This is a genomic window from Agathobacter ruminis, from assembly GCF_002735305.1.
Classification (GTDB): Bacteria; Bacillota; Clostridia; order Lachnospirales; family Lachnospiraceae; genus Roseburia; species Roseburia ruminis.
Genome location: NZ_PDYG01000006.1, coordinates 25,915 through 43,541, shown reverse-complemented (window position 1 = coordinate 43,541; position 17,627 = coordinate 25,915). Strand labels below are relative to the sequence as shown.

Sequence of the window (17,627 nt, the reverse complement as noted above, 5' to 3'; positions counted from 1 at the left end):
AGGGCATTTTCTGTATTATTCATTAATTCCAAGGAATTTCTTAACCACCTTCGGCATCTCTTCCACTTCACATACAATATCATGTACAACCGGTGCGGTACGAATCTCCTCGATTGCATTCGGAATTGCAACATTTCCAATTTTGCTCAATTCATCAACCAGTTCAAAATCGCTCATCGATGCATATTTTTCGCTGTCGATTGCGTCCATTACGCTTCTTGTAAATTTAAACGGGCTGGCCGTCGAAGCAATCACAGTCACAGTCTTATCATCGGTATCCTTGCGATATTTACGATATACACTGCTTGCTACAGCGGTATGGGTATCAAGGATATATCCGGTTTTCTCATATACATCCCTGATTTCCTGCTTTGTGCCGGCTTCATCCGTATAATTTCCGTAGAAGTCCTTCAGCTGTGCTTTCATTTCATCGGTAATCTGATATTTTCCGTTTTCTGAAAGCGATTTCATAAATTCTGCATTTGCTGCGGTATCATTGCCGCAAATACGATAAATCAGACGCTCCAGATTTGAGCTGATCAAAATATCCATGGATGGAGAATTGGTTAAAATGAAATCACGGTTGCGGTCATAACATCCGCTCTCAAAGAAGTCATACAATACCTTATTCTCGTTTGATGCACAGATCAATTTAGCAATCGGCACACCCATATTTTTTGCGTAAAAAGCAGCCAGAATATTACCAAAGTTTCCTGTCGGAACCACAACATTGATTGGCTCATCTTTCTGAATCTTGCCATTTTCAAATAATTTGGCATAAGCATATACATAATAAACCACCTGTGGTACAAGACGGCCGATATTAATCGAATTTGCGGAGGAGAACTGGAATCCTGCGGCATCCAGCTGTTCTTTGAGCTGTGCGTCATTAAACATCTGCTTCACGCCGGTTTGCGCCTGATCGAAATTACCTTCAATTCCGACTACGCAAGTGTTGGCTCCCTTCTGGGTTACCATCTGCTTTTCCTGAATCGGGCTGACACCATGTTTTGGATAAAATACTACGATTCTGGTTCCTTCCACGTCTGCAAAACCAGCAAGCGCTGCTTTTCCCGTATCTCCGGAAGTGGCTGTAAGAATCACAATATCATTCTTAATCTGATTTTTCCGTGCAGAAGTAATCATCAGATGCGGAAGAATCGATAAAGCCATATCCTTAAATGCGATGGTTGCACCATGGAATAATTCCAGATAATAAGCATCATCCGCGTAAACCAAAGGTGCGATTTCTTCGGTGTCGAATTTTTGGTCATATGCTTTTGCAATACAATTTTTCAATTCTTCTTCCGTAAAGTCCGAAAGGAATAATTTCATCACCTCATATGCTGTCTCCTGATAAGAAAGCTTGGCGAGTTCTTCCATACTTTTTTCCAAAGCCGGAATATGGTCAGGGACAAATAAACCGCCATCTTCAGCCAATCCCTGAAGGATTGCCTGTGAAGCAGTCAGTTTCTTGCTGTCAGATCTAGTACTTGAATATAATACGCTCATCAGATTACCTACCTTTCTATCTCTGAAATATATTATCGGAATCGTTTTGCACTGTCAATCAAAAAGCAAGAATGATATACTATATTAAGAAATTTGTTTAAGGAGTCTTCAATGTTACCCGGAGTATATAAAGCATACAGAAAAGACGGTACGCTCTATTACCGAGCAAGCATCACCTATCAAAACAAACATATCAGTCTTGGCAGTTACGAAACCGAGGCTGAGGCAAGTCATGCCTATCATCATGCAGATCAATTGTTAAAAAGTGACTTATCTATCGAAAACGCATTTTTTATGACGCGCTATCTTCCATTTGAAAAAATCGTAAGTTTATGTAATTTCCGCGACAATCATATGTATGTCGCCACGCCTGTCTATCTCAGGCGCAATTATTTCAGTTATTATCTGTCGATTCAAAAAGAATTGAAATTCGACATTGATGATTTGTTTTATTATTCCAACAAAACCATTATGCAACGCAAAGGACATCTGTTTGTCAACGATTACGGTATGCAAATCACCATTTTAAGCCGCTATGGGATCAAACCACATGCCGTACTCGGACGCGATTATGATTTTGCCAACGGGGACGATACGGATTTGCGCTATTCCAATGTCATTGTCATCAATCCGTATTTTGGCGTCACACGCCAGGGAGAAGGTCCGAATTACAAATATAAAACCGTATTGCATATCAAAGGCAATCATGTCGTTGGGATCTACTCCTCACAGGAAAAAGCCGCCATCGCTTACAACAAAGCCATTGATTTGGCCAAGGATGCCGGCATTACCAAAGACTACCCGAAAAACTATATCGAAAGCTATTCAGGCGAAGCATATCAAAAAGTATATGACTCCATCAAGCTTCGCCCGAAATTTCTGTCTTATCTGCAATCAATTATTTCTGATTGATATAATTGACCAAACCCTCACAATCAATGATTTTCTGCATAAATTCAGGGAAAGCCTGTCCCTGATAGGTTTCATTGGTTGTGATATTGGTAATCACACCGGTGTCAAAATTGACTGTCACCTCATCTCCCGCCGAAATATTTGCAGCTGCCTCAGGGCATTCGATAATCGGCAGTCCGATATTGATGGCATTCCGGTAAAAAATACGGGCAAATGTATCTGCAATTACACAGGAAACACCGGAAGCTTTGATTGAAATCGGTGCATGTTCACGCGAAGAACCGCATCCGAAATTCTTGGTTGCCACAATAATGTCTCCCGCCTGTACGCGATTGACAAAATCAGGGTCAATATCTTCCATACAATGGGTTGCCAGTTCCTTCGGATCTGAAGAATTCAAATATCTGGCAGGAATAATTACATCCGTATCCACATTGTCTCCATATTTAAACACATGACCATGTGCGTCTTTCATTGTCATATCCTCCTTATGAAATAGAATGATTCGTATGATTATAATTCATCCGGTCCGGAAATTTTGCCGGTAATCGCACTGGCCGCTGCCACTGCAGGGCTTGCAAGATATACCTCTGAATCAACATGTCCCATACGGCCGACAAAATTACGGTTGGTCGTGGAAACACAGCGTTCGTTTTCTGCCAGTACTCCCATATATCCACCCAGGCAAGGACCGCAAGTCGGTGTACTCACAATCGCACCGGCTTCAATGAAATCTTTCAGCAATCCCTCTTCCATCGCCTGCAGATAAATCTTTTGTGTTGCAGGAATCACGATCGTACGAACATTTTTTGCCACTTTTTTGCCGCGCAAAATATCCGCTGCGATTCTCAAATCATCCATTCTTCCATTGGTACATGAACCAATGACAACCTGATCAATGGTAACATCGCCCACCTCATCAATGGTACGGGTATTTTCAGGAAGATGCGGGAAAGCCACCGTCGGTTTCAGCTGTGACAGATCGATGACATATTCTTCATCATATTCTGCATCTTCATCCGCCTCATATTCCACAAACGGTCTCTTGGAATGCTCTTTCATATATTCTCTGGTCAGATCGTCCACCGGGAAAATTCCATTCTTTCCACCGGCTTCAATTGCCATATTTGCAATTGTAAAACGATCATCCATCGAAAGATACGCAATGCCGTCTCCGACAAATTCCATGGAGCGATACAATGCACCGTCCACGCCAATCATTCCGATAATATGTAAAATAATATCTTTTCCGCTGACCCACTTGGCAGGCTTATTTTTGAGTACAAATTTAATTGCACTCGGAACCTTAAACCACGCCTGACCTGTTGCCATTCCTGCAGCCATATCCGTACTTCCGACACCGGTCGAGAACGCGCCGAGTGCGCCATAGGTACAGGTATGCGAATCCGCACCGATAATCACATCACCGGCGACAGTCAGTCCCTGTTCCGGCAATAATGCGTGTTCAATTCCCATTTGTCCGACATCAAAATAATTTGTGATTTCATTCTTGCAGGCAAACTCGCGCACGCATTTGCAATGCTGCGCAGACTTAATATCTTTATTCGGTGCAAAATGATCCATTACAAGTGCGATTTTATCCTTGTGGAACACCCCTTCGACTTTCATTTTTTCAATTTCATGAATTGCAACCGGAGAAGTAATATCATTTCCCAAAACCAAATCAAGGTCTGCCATAATCAGTTGTCCTGCTTTTACACTTTCGAGTCCTGCATGTGCAGCCAGAATCTTCTGGGTCATTGTCATTCCCATTATTTGTTCCTCCTAGTAATATTAATGTAAATTAAAAGATGATAGATTTAGACAAATTCATGTTATCACATGTCATTTCATAAAAACAATACATAATAAACATATTTATCATAACATAATATTATGTTATAATATCAAAAAAACGGAGGTGGAATATGACACAAAATTTATCATCCTATTATATTTTTTATACCGTTGCCAAAGCAGGAAATATTTCCCGTGCTGCCAAAGAGCTTTTTATCAGTCAACCGGCAATTTCCAAATCCATCCAAAAACTCGAGGACTCCTTAAACTGCAAATTGTTTACCAGAAGTTCCCGCGGTGTATTGCTGACCTATGAAGGCCAGATTTTATATGATCATGTGCGTTCCGCTTTCACTTCACTCAATGAGGGCGAATTAAAATTGCGTGAATCCATTGATCTCGGGCTCGGAAAAATCAAGATTGGTGTCAGCTCCACTCTCTGCAAATATATCCTGTTGCCTTATCTCGAGGAATTCGTGCATGAGAATCCGCATATCAATATTTCCATCCAGTGTCAGTCAACCAATGAGACTTTAAAATTGCTTGATGAAAGTCAAATTGATATCGGACTGATCGGCAAGCCGTCTGCCAATCGCAATCTGATTTTTGATTCCATCGAGGAAATCGAAGATATCTTTGTGGCAAACGGTGATTATTTAAAAAATTTAAAGATGCGTAATATTAATGATGACGAAATCTTAAGTCATGCGAATCTGATTTTGCTTGATTCAAACAATATGACCCGCCAGTATATCGATAATTATTTAAAAGAACAGGATATCGAAGTATCGGAATCCATCGAAATTTCAAGTCTGGATCTGGTCATTGAATTTGCAAAAATCGGACTCGGTGTCTCCGCAGTCATCAAACAGTTTGTCGCCGATGAATTAAAGGATCATTCTTTGGTCGAGATCCCGCTTGCTGCCCCGATGTACAAACGCGAAGTCGGCTTTGCATACAAGCCGACCAAAACACCAACCAAAGCGCTCTCCAGCTTTATTCGGTTTTATAAAGAAAAAGGAATTTTAAAATGAAAGAACAGTTACATACCATCCCAATCAATGATGCCATGGCCAATGCCGGCGAATGCCCGTTTTGCTATATGGAGCGCAAAACGGAAGAACATGCAATGGATTTTGTTCTCGGTCACGGCGCCTCATATATGGAGGCAGACGTCCGCGATATGACCGACAGGGAAGGCTTTTGCCGGAGCCATTTCAAGAAAATGTATGACTACGGGAATGCGCTTGGCAATGCCTGGATTCTAAAGACCATGTATTTACGTCGCATGGAAGAATTTGAAAAAACCATGAAGCATTTCAAACCGGCTTCAGGCTCAACCAAAGGCTTATTCAAAAAGAATAAAGAATTATCCACTGACAATGCAATCATTGACTGGATTACACATACGGAGGAATCCTGCTTCATCTGCAAAATGGTCGACCGGACATTCGATGCATATATGAAAACCTTTTTTGCCATGTATCAGAAAGATGCTGATTTCCGCACCCTGGTAGGACAGACAAAGGGCTTCTGTTTAAGCCACTTTAAAACGCTTCTGGCTTATGCGGATATTCACTTGAATGAGAAACAAAAACAGGAATTCTACGATATGATTCTGCCGCTTGAGCAGGACAATCTCAAGCGTGTCTATGAAGATATCGCCTGGTTCATCGAAAAATTTGATTATCAGAACAAAGATGCGGACTGGAAAACTTCCAAAGATGCCGTACAAAGAGGTATGCAAAAGTTAAAAGGGTCAGATCCTTCTCTTGCTCCTCATGTCATCAAAAAATAAGCAAAAAGAGCGGTTGTGCAACCGCTCTTTTTTATTTGCTTTTCTTTTATTTTGCAACAATATTTACAATCTTGCCCGGTACATAAATCTCTTTGATAATATTTCCGGTGAGTTTGTCTTTCAATGCTTCTTTTGCAACAGCAAGAACATCATCTTTCTGTGCATCCTTTGCAATGGAAATGGTTGCACGGACTTTTCCGTTTACCTGTACGGCAATTTCAACCGTATCATCCACCAAAGCGGAAGCATCATATGTCGGCCATGACTCATATGCAATGGTCTCATTGTGTCCCATAATCTGCCAGATTTCTTCTCCGACATGCGGGCATACGCAAGAAAGCATTTTAATCAGGCCTTCTGCATACGCTCTTGGGCATTTGCCGACTTTATAAACTTCATTGACAAAAATCATCATCTGACTGATTGCGGTATTGTAACCAAGGGATTCAAAATCATCCGTTACTTTTTTAACAGTCTGATTGTAAATCTTGGTCAAAGCTCCGTCATCGGTATCGGTCAGATTCTCTGCAACCGTAAAGAAATTCCAAACACGGGTAATAAAACGCTTTGCGCCCTGTACATTATTGTCATTCCATGGTTTAGAAACCTCAAGTGGTCCCATAAACATCTCATAAAGACGAAGGGTATCTGCACCGTATTCTTCGACTACATCACTTGGATTGACAACAAATTCCGGGAATCTCTTACCCATTTTAATACCGTTGGATCCAAGAATCATACCCTGGTGAACCAGTTTTTTGAATGGTTCTTTGACAGGAGAAAGGCCATTGTCATACAGGAATCTGTTCCAGATTCTTGCATACATCAAATGTCCGACAGCATGCTCCGGTCCTCCGACATAGAGATCTACCGGAAGCCAGTGCTTCAACAATTCCTGATTTGCGAATTCGTTTTCATTATTCGGATCGATATAGCGCATGTAATACCATGATGATCCGGCAGAACCAGGCATGGTTGACGTTTCACGAATACCGTCTACACCATTCTGATGATACTCTTTCCACTCAGTCGCATTCTCAAGCGGTGCTTTTCCGTTCTTTCCCTTATAATCTTCGAGTTCCGGAAGAATCAACGGAAGCTCCTCATCCGGAAGGAAATAGATGGAGCCGTCTTCCTTATATACGCAAGGAACCGGTTCTCCCCAATATCTCTGACGCGCAAAAATCCACTCACGGAATTTATAATTTACTTTTCTTCTGGCAACGCCCTGTTTCTCAAGCTTGACGGTGATGGCTTCTTTTGCCTCTTCTACCGTAAGTCCGCTAAATTCCTCGGAATTGATCAGTTTGCAACCTTTTCCGAGATAATCCTGCTTTTCAAATGCACATTCAGAGACATCTCTTCCGTCGATTACCTGAATCATGTCAATCTTGTGTGCGATTGCATATTCAAAGTCACGCTGATCATGACTTGGTACAGCCATAACCGCACCTGTTCCGTAACTTGCAAGTACGAAATCACCGATGAATACCGGCACTTCCTTACCGTTGACCGGATTGATGGCATAAATGCCCTTCAGGCAGCAGCCTGATTTGGTCTTATTCAATTCTGTACGGTCCATATCACTCTTCTTTAAAGTCTCATTGATATAAGCCTGTACTTCCTCTTTGTTCTCGACGCGATCCATCAGACTCTGAACAATTTCTCCATCCGGAGCAAGAACCATAAAGGTAATACCGTAAATGGTCTCGATACAGGTGGTAAAGATAGAGAACTTTCCTCCACCGACAATATCAAAATCCACTTCCACACCGGTGCTCTTGCCAATCCAGTTGCGCTGCATCTCCTTGGTTGATTCCGGCCAGTCGATTTCATTTAATCCTTCGAGCAGTTTCTCTGCAAAAGCAGGCTGGTCAATTACCCACTGCTTCATATTCTTGCGTACAACAGGATATCCTCCGCGCTCAGACTTACCGTCAATGACTTCGTCATTGGACAATACGGTTCCAAGTTCCTCACACCAGTTTACCGGCATGTCAATGTGCTTTGCATAGCCTGCCTCATATAATTTCTTGAAAATCCACTGTGTCCATTTATAAAAGCTCGGATCACTGGTGGCAATCATCTTTGACCAGTCATAATCAAAGCCAAGCTCTTTTAACTGTTTTGAGAAAGTCTTGATATTTTCCTGTGTAAAACCGTTTGGGTGATTTCCGGTGGTAACGGCATACTGCTCAGCCGGAAGACCGAATGAATCATATCCCATCGGATGAAGGACATTATATCCCTGCATTCTCTTCATTCTTGACATAATATCAGTTGCTGTATATCCTTCCGGATGACCGGCATGAAGACCGACACCGGATGGGTATGGGAACATATCAAGCGCATAATATTTTGGCTTTGAGAAATCCCAGACATCTGTCTTGAATGTCTCATGTTCCTCCCAATATTTCTGCCATTTCTGTTCAATTGCTTTGTGATTATAAACTTCTGCCATATTGGTTCCTCTTTATTCCAATTTCTATTTTTTTAATACACTAAAAACCATTTAACCACATTCGGTTAAAAAATACAAGCAAATAGGGGCATCTTGCGATGCCCCTTTCATTCGATAAGGATTAGTTGTTGATGAATTTATCCTCTTCGTTGTTCCAGCTGTAAAGCTTACGAACTTCCTCACCAACCTTCTCTGATGGATGCTCAGCTGCAAGCTTTCTCATAGCCTTGAAGTGTACCTGACGGCCTGCCGGGCTCATGTCAAGCAAGAACTGCTTTGCGAAAGAACCATCCTGAATGTCAGCAAGGATCTGCTTCATAGCCTTCTTTGTATCCTCAGTGATGATCTTAGGACCGGTAACATAATCACCGTATTCAGCAGTATTGGAAATAGAATATCTCATTCCTGCGAATCCTGACTGATAGATCAAATCTACGATTAACTTCATCTCGTGGATGCACTCAAAGTAAGCATTTCTTGGATCATATCCTGCTTCACAAAGAGTTTCGAATCCAGCCTGCATCAATGCGCAAACACCGCCGCAAAGAACAGCCTGCTCACCAAAGAGGTCAGTCTCTGTCTCTGTACGGAAGGTTGTCTCAAGAACTCCAGCTCTTGCTCCACCGATTGCAAGTGCATAAGCAAGTGCAAGATCAAGTGCTTTTCCTGTCGCATCCTGTTCAACAGCTACCAGACAAGGAACGCCCTTTCCTGCCTGATATTCGGAACGAACGGTATGTCCAGGTCCCTTTGGTGCAATCATAGTAACATCAACATCCTTCGGAGGAGTGATGCAACCGAAATGAATATTAAATCCATGTGCAAACATCAACATATTTCCCGGCTCAAGGTTTGGCTCAATGTCCTTCTTGTACATATCAGCCTGTAATTCATCATTGATTAAGATCATGATGATGTCAGCCTTCTTTGCAGCTTCTGCAGCAGTATATACTTCGAATCCCTGCTTCTCAGCCTTTGCCCATGACTTGGATCCTTCATAAAGACCGATGATTACATGGCATCCTGACTCTTTTGCGTTTAACGCATGTGCATGACCCTGGCTGCCATAACCGATGACTGCGATGGTCTTTCCATCGAGTAAAGAGAGATTACAGTCTTCCTGATAAAAAATTCTTGCTTCTGACATCTTAATGTCCTCCTTCAAAGTATATTATTTTATTATTTGCATGTTTTAAAGCATTTTCACATCATCAGAGCCGCGTGTCAGTCCTGACAAACCTGTTCTCGCAAGCTCCAAAATCTGAAATCCGTCTAACAAATCTATGAAAGTATCAAGTTTATCCTGTGTGCCATAGACACGAACAATCATGGAATCTTTTGCCACATCAACCACTTTTCCGTTGTAAATATCAGTCAATGTAACAATCTGCTGACGATTTAGTGCATCAGCACGAACCTTGACAAACATCAATTCTCCAAATACTGAGCTGCCCGGTTCTAATGTTTTGATATCGCAGACATCTTCAAGTTTCCAAAGTTGTTTTTCAATCTGCTCAAGTTCCTGCTCATCCCCGCTGGTCACAATCGTAACTCTCTCATAACGAGGATCTGCGGTTACACCGGAAGAAATACTGTCAATATTGTATCCTCTTCTCGAAAAGAGTCCTGAAATACGACTGGTAACACCCGGATTGTTTTCAACAAGCAATGATAAAACTAATCTTTCCATAAATCTATCTATCCTCTTCTAAAATAACATCTTTTGAATCATATCATTAGATGAATCTTTCGTCAAGTAAAGTTTAAAAGTGTCACACTGCAAATCGTTCAGATGAATTATTTTCATCTTAGTCTTCTTGCTTTTCGAACACGAAACCGCATTCTGCATCAGCACAGGCAATCTTATTGCCCTTTTGTACCATATATCCGCCACACTTTGGACACTTGTCGGTCACAGGGCGTGCCCATGACATGAAATCACAATTCGGATTATCAATGCATCCATAGAATTTACGGCCCTTTTTGCTCATTTTGATTACGACATCCTTGCCGCACTTCGGGCAGGCAACACCGATTTTCTCAAAATACGGCATGGTATTGCGACATTCCGGGAATCCCGGACATGCAAGGAATTTTCCATAGGGACCATATTTAATGACCATTTGGCGTCCACAGACTTCGCATACCTCATCCGAAACCTCATCCGCGATTTCTACTTTTTCAAGTTCTGCCTCCGCTTTGGAAACCGCTTTTTCCAGATCCGGATAGAAATTTGCAATGACGCTCTTCCATTCTACGCGGCCTTCTGCAACCCCATCGAGGAGTGCTTCCATATTTGCCGTAAAATTCTCGTCAACAATGGTAGAGAAAAACTCATTCATAATATTATTGACTGCTTCTCCAATCTCTGTGACGTAGAGATTCTTATTTTCTTTTGTGATATAACGACGTGCAAGAATCGTGGAAATAGTCGGTGAGTAGGTACTTGGACGACCAATGCCGAGTTCTTCCAATGTCTTTACCAGGGATGCTTCCGTAAAATGTGCCGGTGGCTGTGTGAAATGCTGCTGCGGATCGAATTCCTGAAGCATTAACTCAGATTCTTCCGTCAATCCCTTTGTCAGCGTATTGCTCTTTTCCTGTGCCTCGTCTGACTCCACATAAACACTCATAAAGCCATCGAACAGAACGCGTTGTGATGACAGACGGAATTCGCAGTTTCCTCCGGAAATCGTAACGGAAGTGGTTTCATACTGTGCATTTGCCATCTGGCTTGCAGCGAATCTGCGCCAGATCAGCTGATACAGACGAAACTGATCTCTTGAAAGAGAATCCTTGATATCTGACGGAATACGATTGATATCAGACGGACGAATCGCCTCATGCGCATCCTGTGCATTGGAGGAATTCTTTCCGGAAACTGTTGCATCATGATATTCTTCCCCATAGGTGTTACGAATAAATTCAGCAGCAGATGCCTTTGCCTCATCCGAAATACGAACAGAGTCGGTACGCAGATAGGTAATCAAACCGATGGTTCCATAACCCTTGACATCAACACCTTCATATAACTGCTGAGCGATGCGCATCGTCTTTGAAATCGGGAAATTCAAAAGTTTTGATGCGTCCTGCTGTAATGTACTGGTTGTAAACGGAAGAGGTGCCTTTCTGGTGCGTTCTCCTTTTTTAATAGAAGAAACATGATAGCTGGCACCCTTTAAGCCCTCTATGATACGATCCATCTCTTCTTTGTTTGAAGCAGCAAATTTATTGCCGTTGACAGAGACAAGTTTTGCAACAACAGGTTTCTTTTCCCCTTTGATTGCAAAAACCGCATCCATGCTCCAATACTCCTCCGGGATGAATGCATCGATTTCAGCCTCACGATCACAGACGATGCGAAGTGCAACAGACTGTACGCGGCCTGCAGATAATCCTCTCTTCACTTTCTGCCAGATCAAAGGACTGATACGATATCCCACCATACGGTCAAGCATACGACGTGCCTGTTGTGCATCCACGAGATTCATATCAATCTCGCGTGGATTTTTCAAAGAAGTCTTTACCGCCGTCTGCGTAATTTCATTAAAGCTGATACGGGCGACTTTCTTGTCTTCCAGCTTCAAAGCCTTTGAAAGATGCCATGAAATCGCCTCCCCCTCACGGTCAGGGTCCGTTGCGAGATAGATTTTATCTGCTTTTTTGACTTCCTTGCGGAGTGCAGCAAGCACTTCTCCCTTTCCACGAATGGTAATATATTTCGGTTCAAAGTCATTCTCCGCATCAAACCCAAGCTGACTCTTCGGGAGATCACGCACATGTCCGTTTGATGCCATTACTTCATAATTCTTGCCCAAAAACTTTTTAATTGTTTTCACTTTTGCCGGTGACTCTACGATCACAAGATTTTTTGCCATGAATAAAAACCAATCCTTACATGAATTTTATAGAATTTTTGTCCGAACAAAAAAATTAGCCGGTGACTCTGCAATTACTTCTTTTTCTATCATTTGCTCCAGATATCGCAACAAATCAGAGAATGAAAAGGAAGTTTTTTGCATGAGTACTCCGATACTTGTCGGGGTAAAATCGATTAAACTATATAACAAGCGTTCTTCTTTTTCAAGTATATTTTTCAAATCCGTTCTTTTTGACAATGAAATATGATTCAAAATTCCGATATCTTTCAAAAAATCTTCCGCCGAAATATAAATTCCGCAGCCGTCATGAATCAGTTGATTACACCCCTCACTTAAGCTGTCGGCAACCCGTCCAGGCACAGCATAAACATCCTTTCCCTGCTCGAGCGCATAATCTGCCGTAATCAGTGAGCCACTCTTTTTTCGTGCTTCTACGACCACAATGCAATTTGACAATGCTGAGATAATGCGATTGCGCATCGGAAAATGATAATTCTGCGCAGGCGTACCCGGTGGATATTCCGAAAGGATTCCGCCTCCCATTTGCACCAGTTCCTCATACAGATAACGGTTACTGCGCGGATAAATCACATCAACACCGCACCCGAGCACCGCAAATGTCTTTCCATTCTTTTCCAGACATCCCTTGTGTGCATCCGCATCAATTCCAAGCGCAAGTCCGCTGATGACTGGCACATTTTCCTTTGCCAGTGCATTTCCCAGCATGCGGGCAACCATCTGACCATAGGCAGACCGCTGTCTTGCTCCAACTACCGCGACTGCATATTGCAAATTATCCGGCAATTTCCCGCGATAAAAAATCGAATATGGCGCATTTGCGATTTCCCGAAGACGAATTGGAAAGGCATCATCCTCCAATGTCACAAAACCAAGGCCTGACTCCAAAAATATATTCCACCGGCGCTGCCAGTCGGTATTCCTGCGCGATTCAATCAGCATATCTTTGTTTGCCTGACTCAATCCCTGAAGTTGCATAATCTGTTTTTCGCTTGTATGAAATAATTCTTTTGCATTATGAAATTGTTCCAAAAGATAAAGCTTCTTACCGGGGCTGATTTCCGTCAGATGCGATAACCAATAACGATACATCACTCTACCTCCATCGAAAATTCATCCGGATTCCGGTAACAAAGCGCTTCTTTTAAATGTGCTTCCGCAATCTGTTCTTTTCCGTCCAGATCCGCAATGGTTCTCGCGACACGCAAAATCTTATGATAGGTTCTTCCCGTAAATTGATAATGTTCAAACATATGCTCCATCATTTTTTCCAGATTTGTGGAAAGCGCGCAAAATTTCCGGATGCGCGATGCCGGAATCTGACTGTTATGCAAAAAATCTTCATTTTCATAACGCGCATATTGTCTCTGATGGCATGCAATTACACGCGCCCGAATTGCATCAGAGGATTCATTTTGCTTTTTTTGTGTCAGATCGTCAAAAGACAACGGTTCAGCCCGCACAAACAGATCAATCCGGTCTATGAGCGGCTGTGACAGTCTGCCATAATATCGCCTGCGCATAGCCGGCGTGCAACGACATTTTTGCATATTCGGATAATATCCGCAATTACATGGGTTCATCGCCGCCATCAGCAAGAAATCCGAAGGATAAGATACAGTCCCGTTTTGCCTTGTGATATGAATCTGATTCTCTTCCATCGGTTCCCGAAGCACTTCAATGGTGTCTTTATCAAACTCCGTCAATTCATCCAGAAATAATACGCCGGTATGCGCCAGCGAGATTTCTCCTGGCATAAGATTCATGCCCCCTCCTGTCAATCCCGCTTTGGTCACCGTATGATGCGGATTGCGGAACGGGCGCTCCCGCAACAGTCCGCCCGATTCAGCCAGCAATCCTTTGATGCTGTATATCTTTGAAATTTCCAACTGTTCTTTTGCCGTAAGTGGCGGCAAAATGGAAGGCATACGTTCCGCAATCATGGTCTTTCCTGCACCGGGAGGTCCGATCAGAAGCAGATTATGCATTCCCGCAGCGGCAATTTCGGCTGCTCTGCGCAAAAACAGCTGTCCGTTTACGTCACGAAAATCCGGATATTGCTTTTCCTGTGCCATCGATTGCATCGCAACGAAAGGCTCATAGTTTCCGCCCTGCAAAAAAACAAATACCTCTTCAAGCTTTGAAAAACCGTAAACACTTGCGCCCTCAATCAGATTTGCTTCCGCACAATTGGACAAAGGGATGATAAATTTGTGAATGCCTCTGGCAATCGCATCCGAGACAATCGGAAGTACCCCGTTCACCGGGAGCAGATCTCCGCTCAGATTCAGTTCTCCGATTACGAGATATTCTTCAAGGCGTTTTTCCTCTACCATTCCCAATGCACTCAAAACACCAAGCGCAATCGGCAAATCAAAGGACGCTCCATCTTTTCGTATTTTTGCCGGTGACAAATTCACCGTAATGCGCTTTGCAGGCAATAAAACGCCCAGATTATGCAGTGCTGTCCTGATTCGTTCTTTTCCTTCCCTCACCTGTGTCGATATATTGCCGACCATATCAAAAACAGGAAGTCCCGGGCTCATATCGACTTCCACAAGCACCGGAATCGAAGCAATTCCATACAATGCTGCCGTCTTTATTCTACTGTACATAAATTCTCCTACCGGGGAAAATGTCACAGACTCGTGACAATTGAATAACCAAAAAAGATATTATTAACTTATCAAAATCTGCAACGACTTGCAAGCGCTTCCAACAAAAAAGCGCCCGAAAATCAGGCGCGATTTTGATAATTTAATTCTTTGGTTCGATTGATTAATACTTCCTCTTCATACGGGATTTTTGATTTAAGAACCTGGTGTCTGATAAAATGCTCCGTATATTTTTCTCCTTTTACGGCGAGCATGGTCAAAAGATATTCCAGCAAGGCTGCGGTATCCGGATGAATCATATAAGCCGGCTTGCTGCGGTAAAAATACAGCAATGCGCTTTCGTCGGTATACTGATCCTTTTGATAGTTTTTTGAGGCACAGACACGGTCGACATACATTTCGCAGACGTAACGGATTGGCATTTTCATGCCACCCATTCCAAGTTTTTGCGCATCGAGCGGTTTATCTTCCGGTTGCATATAGTCAATCCAGTATTCCAGATGATGTTTATTGCGCCCCTTATGGTGAAGCCATGCACGGGAAACCCCTTTGTCCATACGTTCTGCATTATTTGGACTCATTGTCCCCTGATAATATTTTGCTCCCGGCAAAAATTCCGTGAGCGAATATTTGGATAAATCATGCAAAAGTCCCTGCTTATAGAGACCGATGCGAAAGCAGCCGCGCATCACCAGAATTTTATGTCTTGTAATTGTTCTAAAATGTTTCCAAGGATGATACATGTTATTTTCCTATCAAAATTTTTACTGACATTGGAGAAAGCTCCAACTTTTGCAGATTCTTTACAGGAATCGGCTCCTCATAATAATCACAGTCCATATCAGCCGTATCTACCTGCAAATACCATTTGCGACCTCCCGACAATTTTGGCAAAGCCAGCTGACTTGTGCCGGAAAAGAAGTTATAAGCAATATAGACATCTTCTGTCCTGGTTTCATCGGCAGAATAGGCGCCGCAATACATCACACCGATTGCCATATTTCCCGGATTTAAGTCCGTCATCCATGCATTGACGCCATGAAGCGACAAATCCGGTGCTCCAAGTGTCTTATAATCGGAAAATGTAAAAGGCTTCTTTGATGCAATCACAGGATGATTCTTTCTAAATTGCAATAAAGAGGTCACAAAGCCAATATCACGGCGACTCTGTGCGTTTTTCTTCCAGTTGATCCATCCGATCTCGTTATCCTGGCAATAGGCATTATTATTGCCTTCCTGAGAATTTTTGAATTCATCGCCGGACCAGATCAGTGGAACAGATTGCGCAGTCAGGAGCATAATCCATGCATTTTTCCATTGACGCTTTCGCGCATTGAGTATACCTTTCTTGCGGGAAGGTCCTTCCACGCCCTGGTTGCTGCTGAAATTCCACGGATTACCGTCCGCATTGCCCTCTCCGTTTGCTTCATTATGGCGATCGTTATAAGTAAACAAATCATTCAATGTGAAGCCGTTATTTCCGGTTATATAATTCACATAGCTGTAATTAACACCTTGTTTACGCTGCTGATCCATGAATTCGGTCATATCCGCATTCAGATGGTTCAATACTTTTTTCGCCGGATACTGATATTCGTCACGATATACAAACAGATTCTCATGGCGGCTCTGATCAAACAGATAGGCATCAAATCCAAGATAAAACAATTTGGTGCGTGACAAAACCGCATCACTTGCGATACTGACAATCGGCAGATTGTCCCCCAGCAGATGAAATCCATCCACATGATATTCAAGCACCCAAAACCTGAGCACATCAAGAATCAGATTGTGATTGGTATATTCCGGGAAATAGATTTCCATCACAAGTTCCATATCATGATTGTGCAGCTCATGAATCAGGGCTTTCAATTCATTGGCCGCCTTTTGCGGATTGTATGCATAAGAAGATTTCACCGCAAAATAATTGCCCGGTCCGTATCCCCAAAAATTCACCTTGGTAGAAATCTTTGGCTCCTCAATCGGCGCAATCATGTCTTCCTTTGCCGGTTTCCACTTCACATAATCCGGCAATTCGTGTTTTTGCGGGATCGTCATTTCTTCGAATTCATAAATCGGCATGCATTCCAATGTCGTCACACCGAGTGCGCTTAAATACGGAATCTTTTCCTGTAAACCACGGAACGTACCGGCATACTTTTTGCTACAGCCCCTGTCCATAGTAAACCCACGCATATGAAGCTTGTATAATACAAGCTCTTCCCGCTTGCGCTCCGGAAAATGATCATTCTTCCAGTTGAAATTTTCTTTCAAAAAGCCTCCGGATAAAACAAAATCCTTCTCTTTTCTTCCGAAATCCATCCATTTTTCACGACCGGTTATGACTCTGGCATATTCATCGAGGATTCGTTTGCCATTGATATAATAATCATATTCATAATCGGCCGGTCGAAATCCGACAATTTTCACCGAACGCAAAGAACCGCGGCAATATTCCGCCGGCACATCAATCATAATTTTTTCTTTTGTCTTTTTTGAAGACAGACAGATTTTGCATTCGTCTTCCTTTTCTCCAAGAAATGTAAAAACCGCGCCATTCTTTAAAGATACAGTTCCGCGAATCGCATAATCGCCCTCATACATTTTATAATTCATTATTTTCACCGTCCAAT

Annotated in this window: 14 protein-coding genes; 3 read left to right on the top strand and 11 right to left on the bottom strand. The window is 42.6% G+C overall.

Annotated elements, in window-relative coordinates; translation table 11 throughout:
- Positions 1–15 precede the first annotated feature (15 nt).
- Positions 16–1,512 (bottom strand): threonine synthase, encoded by a 1,497-nt coding sequence (gene thrC / locus CSX02_RS02135; protein ID WP_099385457.1) that lies wholly within the window; start codon positions 1,510–1,512, stop codon positions 16–18.
- Between the two features lie 111 nt (positions 1,513–1,623).
- Between thrC and CSX02_RS02130 the strand changes: the two genes are divergently transcribed.
- Positions 1,624–2,424: a hypothetical protein gene (locus tag CSX02_RS02130; protein ID WP_099385456.1), complete on the top strand. Its 801-nt coding sequence runs from the start codon at positions 1,624–1,626 to the stop codon at positions 2,422–2,424.
- Here the strand turns inward: CSX02_RS02130 and leuD are convergent.
- Positions 2,411–2,899, bottom strand: a complete 489-nt coding sequence (leuD, locus tag CSX02_RS02125) for a 3-isopropylmalate dehydratase small subunit (RefSeq protein WP_031545519.1) — start codon at positions 2,897–2,899, stop codon at positions 2,411–2,413. The two genes, CSX02_RS02130 and leuD, sit on opposite strands and share 14 nt — an antisense overlap.
- 38 nt (positions 2,900–2,937) lie before the next feature.
- A complete protein-coding gene (gene leuC / locus CSX02_RS02120) occupies positions 2,938–4,197 on the bottom strand; it encodes a 3-isopropylmalate dehydratase large subunit (RefSeq protein ID WP_031545521.1) in 1,260 nt (419 codons plus the stop codon).
- Positions 4,198–4,352: 155 nt separating this feature from the next.
- Between leuC and CSX02_RS02115 the strand changes: the two genes are divergently transcribed.
- Together CSX02_RS02115 and CSX02_RS02110 are read left to right on the top strand one after the other, a co-directional pair.
- Complete coding sequence (locus CSX02_RS02115; RefSeq protein ID WP_099385455.1) at positions 4,353–5,255, top strand: LysR family transcriptional regulator; 903 nt, start codon at positions 4,353–4,355, stop codon at positions 5,253–5,255.
- Positions 5,252–6,019 (top strand): DUF6062 family protein, encoded by a 768-nt coding sequence (locus CSX02_RS02110; RefSeq protein ID WP_189281287.1) that lies wholly within the window; start codon positions 5,252–5,254, stop codon positions 6,017–6,019. The genes CSX02_RS02115 and CSX02_RS02110 overlap by 4 nt, the downstream gene beginning before the upstream one ends.
- Positions 6,020–6,065: 46 nt before the next feature.
- On the opposite strand, the gene leuS is transcribed toward CSX02_RS02110, so the two are convergent.
- From leuS to CSX02_RS02070, 8 genes are all read right to left on the bottom strand, one after another.
- Positions 6,066–8,480: a leucine--tRNA ligase gene (gene leuS / locus CSX02_RS02105; protein WP_099385454.1), complete on the bottom strand. Its 2,415-nt coding sequence runs from the start codon at positions 8,478–8,480 to the stop codon at positions 6,066–6,068.
- A 121-nt stretch (positions 8,481–8,601) separates the two neighbouring features.
- A complete protein-coding gene (gene ilvC, locus CSX02_RS02100; RefSeq protein ID WP_099385453.1) occupies positions 8,602–9,627 on the bottom strand; it encodes a ketol-acid reductoisomerase in 1,026 nt (341 codons plus the stop codon).
- Between the two features lie 45 nt (positions 9,628–9,672).
- Positions 9,673–10,170 (bottom strand): acetolactate synthase small subunit, encoded by a 498-nt coding sequence (gene ilvN, locus CSX02_RS02095; RefSeq protein ID WP_031545531.1) that lies wholly within the window; start codon positions 10,168–10,170, stop codon positions 9,673–9,675.
- Positions 10,171–10,288: 118 nt separating this feature from the next.
- Positions 10,289–12,358: a type I DNA topoisomerase gene (gene topA, locus CSX02_RS02090; RefSeq protein ID WP_099385452.1), complete on the bottom strand. Its 2,070-nt coding sequence runs from the start codon at positions 12,356–12,358 to the stop codon at positions 10,289–10,291.
- Between the two features lie 27 nt (positions 12,359–12,385).
- Entirely contained in the window at positions 12,386–13,471 is a 1,086-nt protein-coding gene (gene dprA / locus CSX02_RS02085; RefSeq protein WP_099385451.1) for a DNA-processing protein DprA, read from the bottom strand.
- A complete protein-coding gene (locus CSX02_RS02080) occupies positions 13,471–14,994 on the bottom strand; it encodes a YifB family Mg chelatase-like AAA ATPase (RefSeq protein ID WP_099385450.1) in 1,524 nt (507 codons plus the stop codon). The genes dprA and CSX02_RS02080 overlap by 1 nt, the downstream gene beginning before the upstream one ends.
- A 122-nt stretch (positions 14,995–15,116) precedes the next feature.
- Entirely contained in the window at positions 15,117–15,737 is a 621-nt protein-coding gene (locus CSX02_RS02075; RefSeq protein ID WP_099385449.1) for a DUF5662 family protein, read from the bottom strand.
- Between the two features lies 1 nt (position 15,738).
- Positions 15,739–17,610, bottom strand: a complete 1,872-nt coding sequence (locus CSX02_RS02070; RefSeq protein ID WP_099385448.1) for a glycogen operon protein GlgX — start codon at positions 17,608–17,610, stop codon at positions 15,739–15,741.
- Between the last annotated feature and the right edge of the window lie 17 nt (positions 17,611–17,627).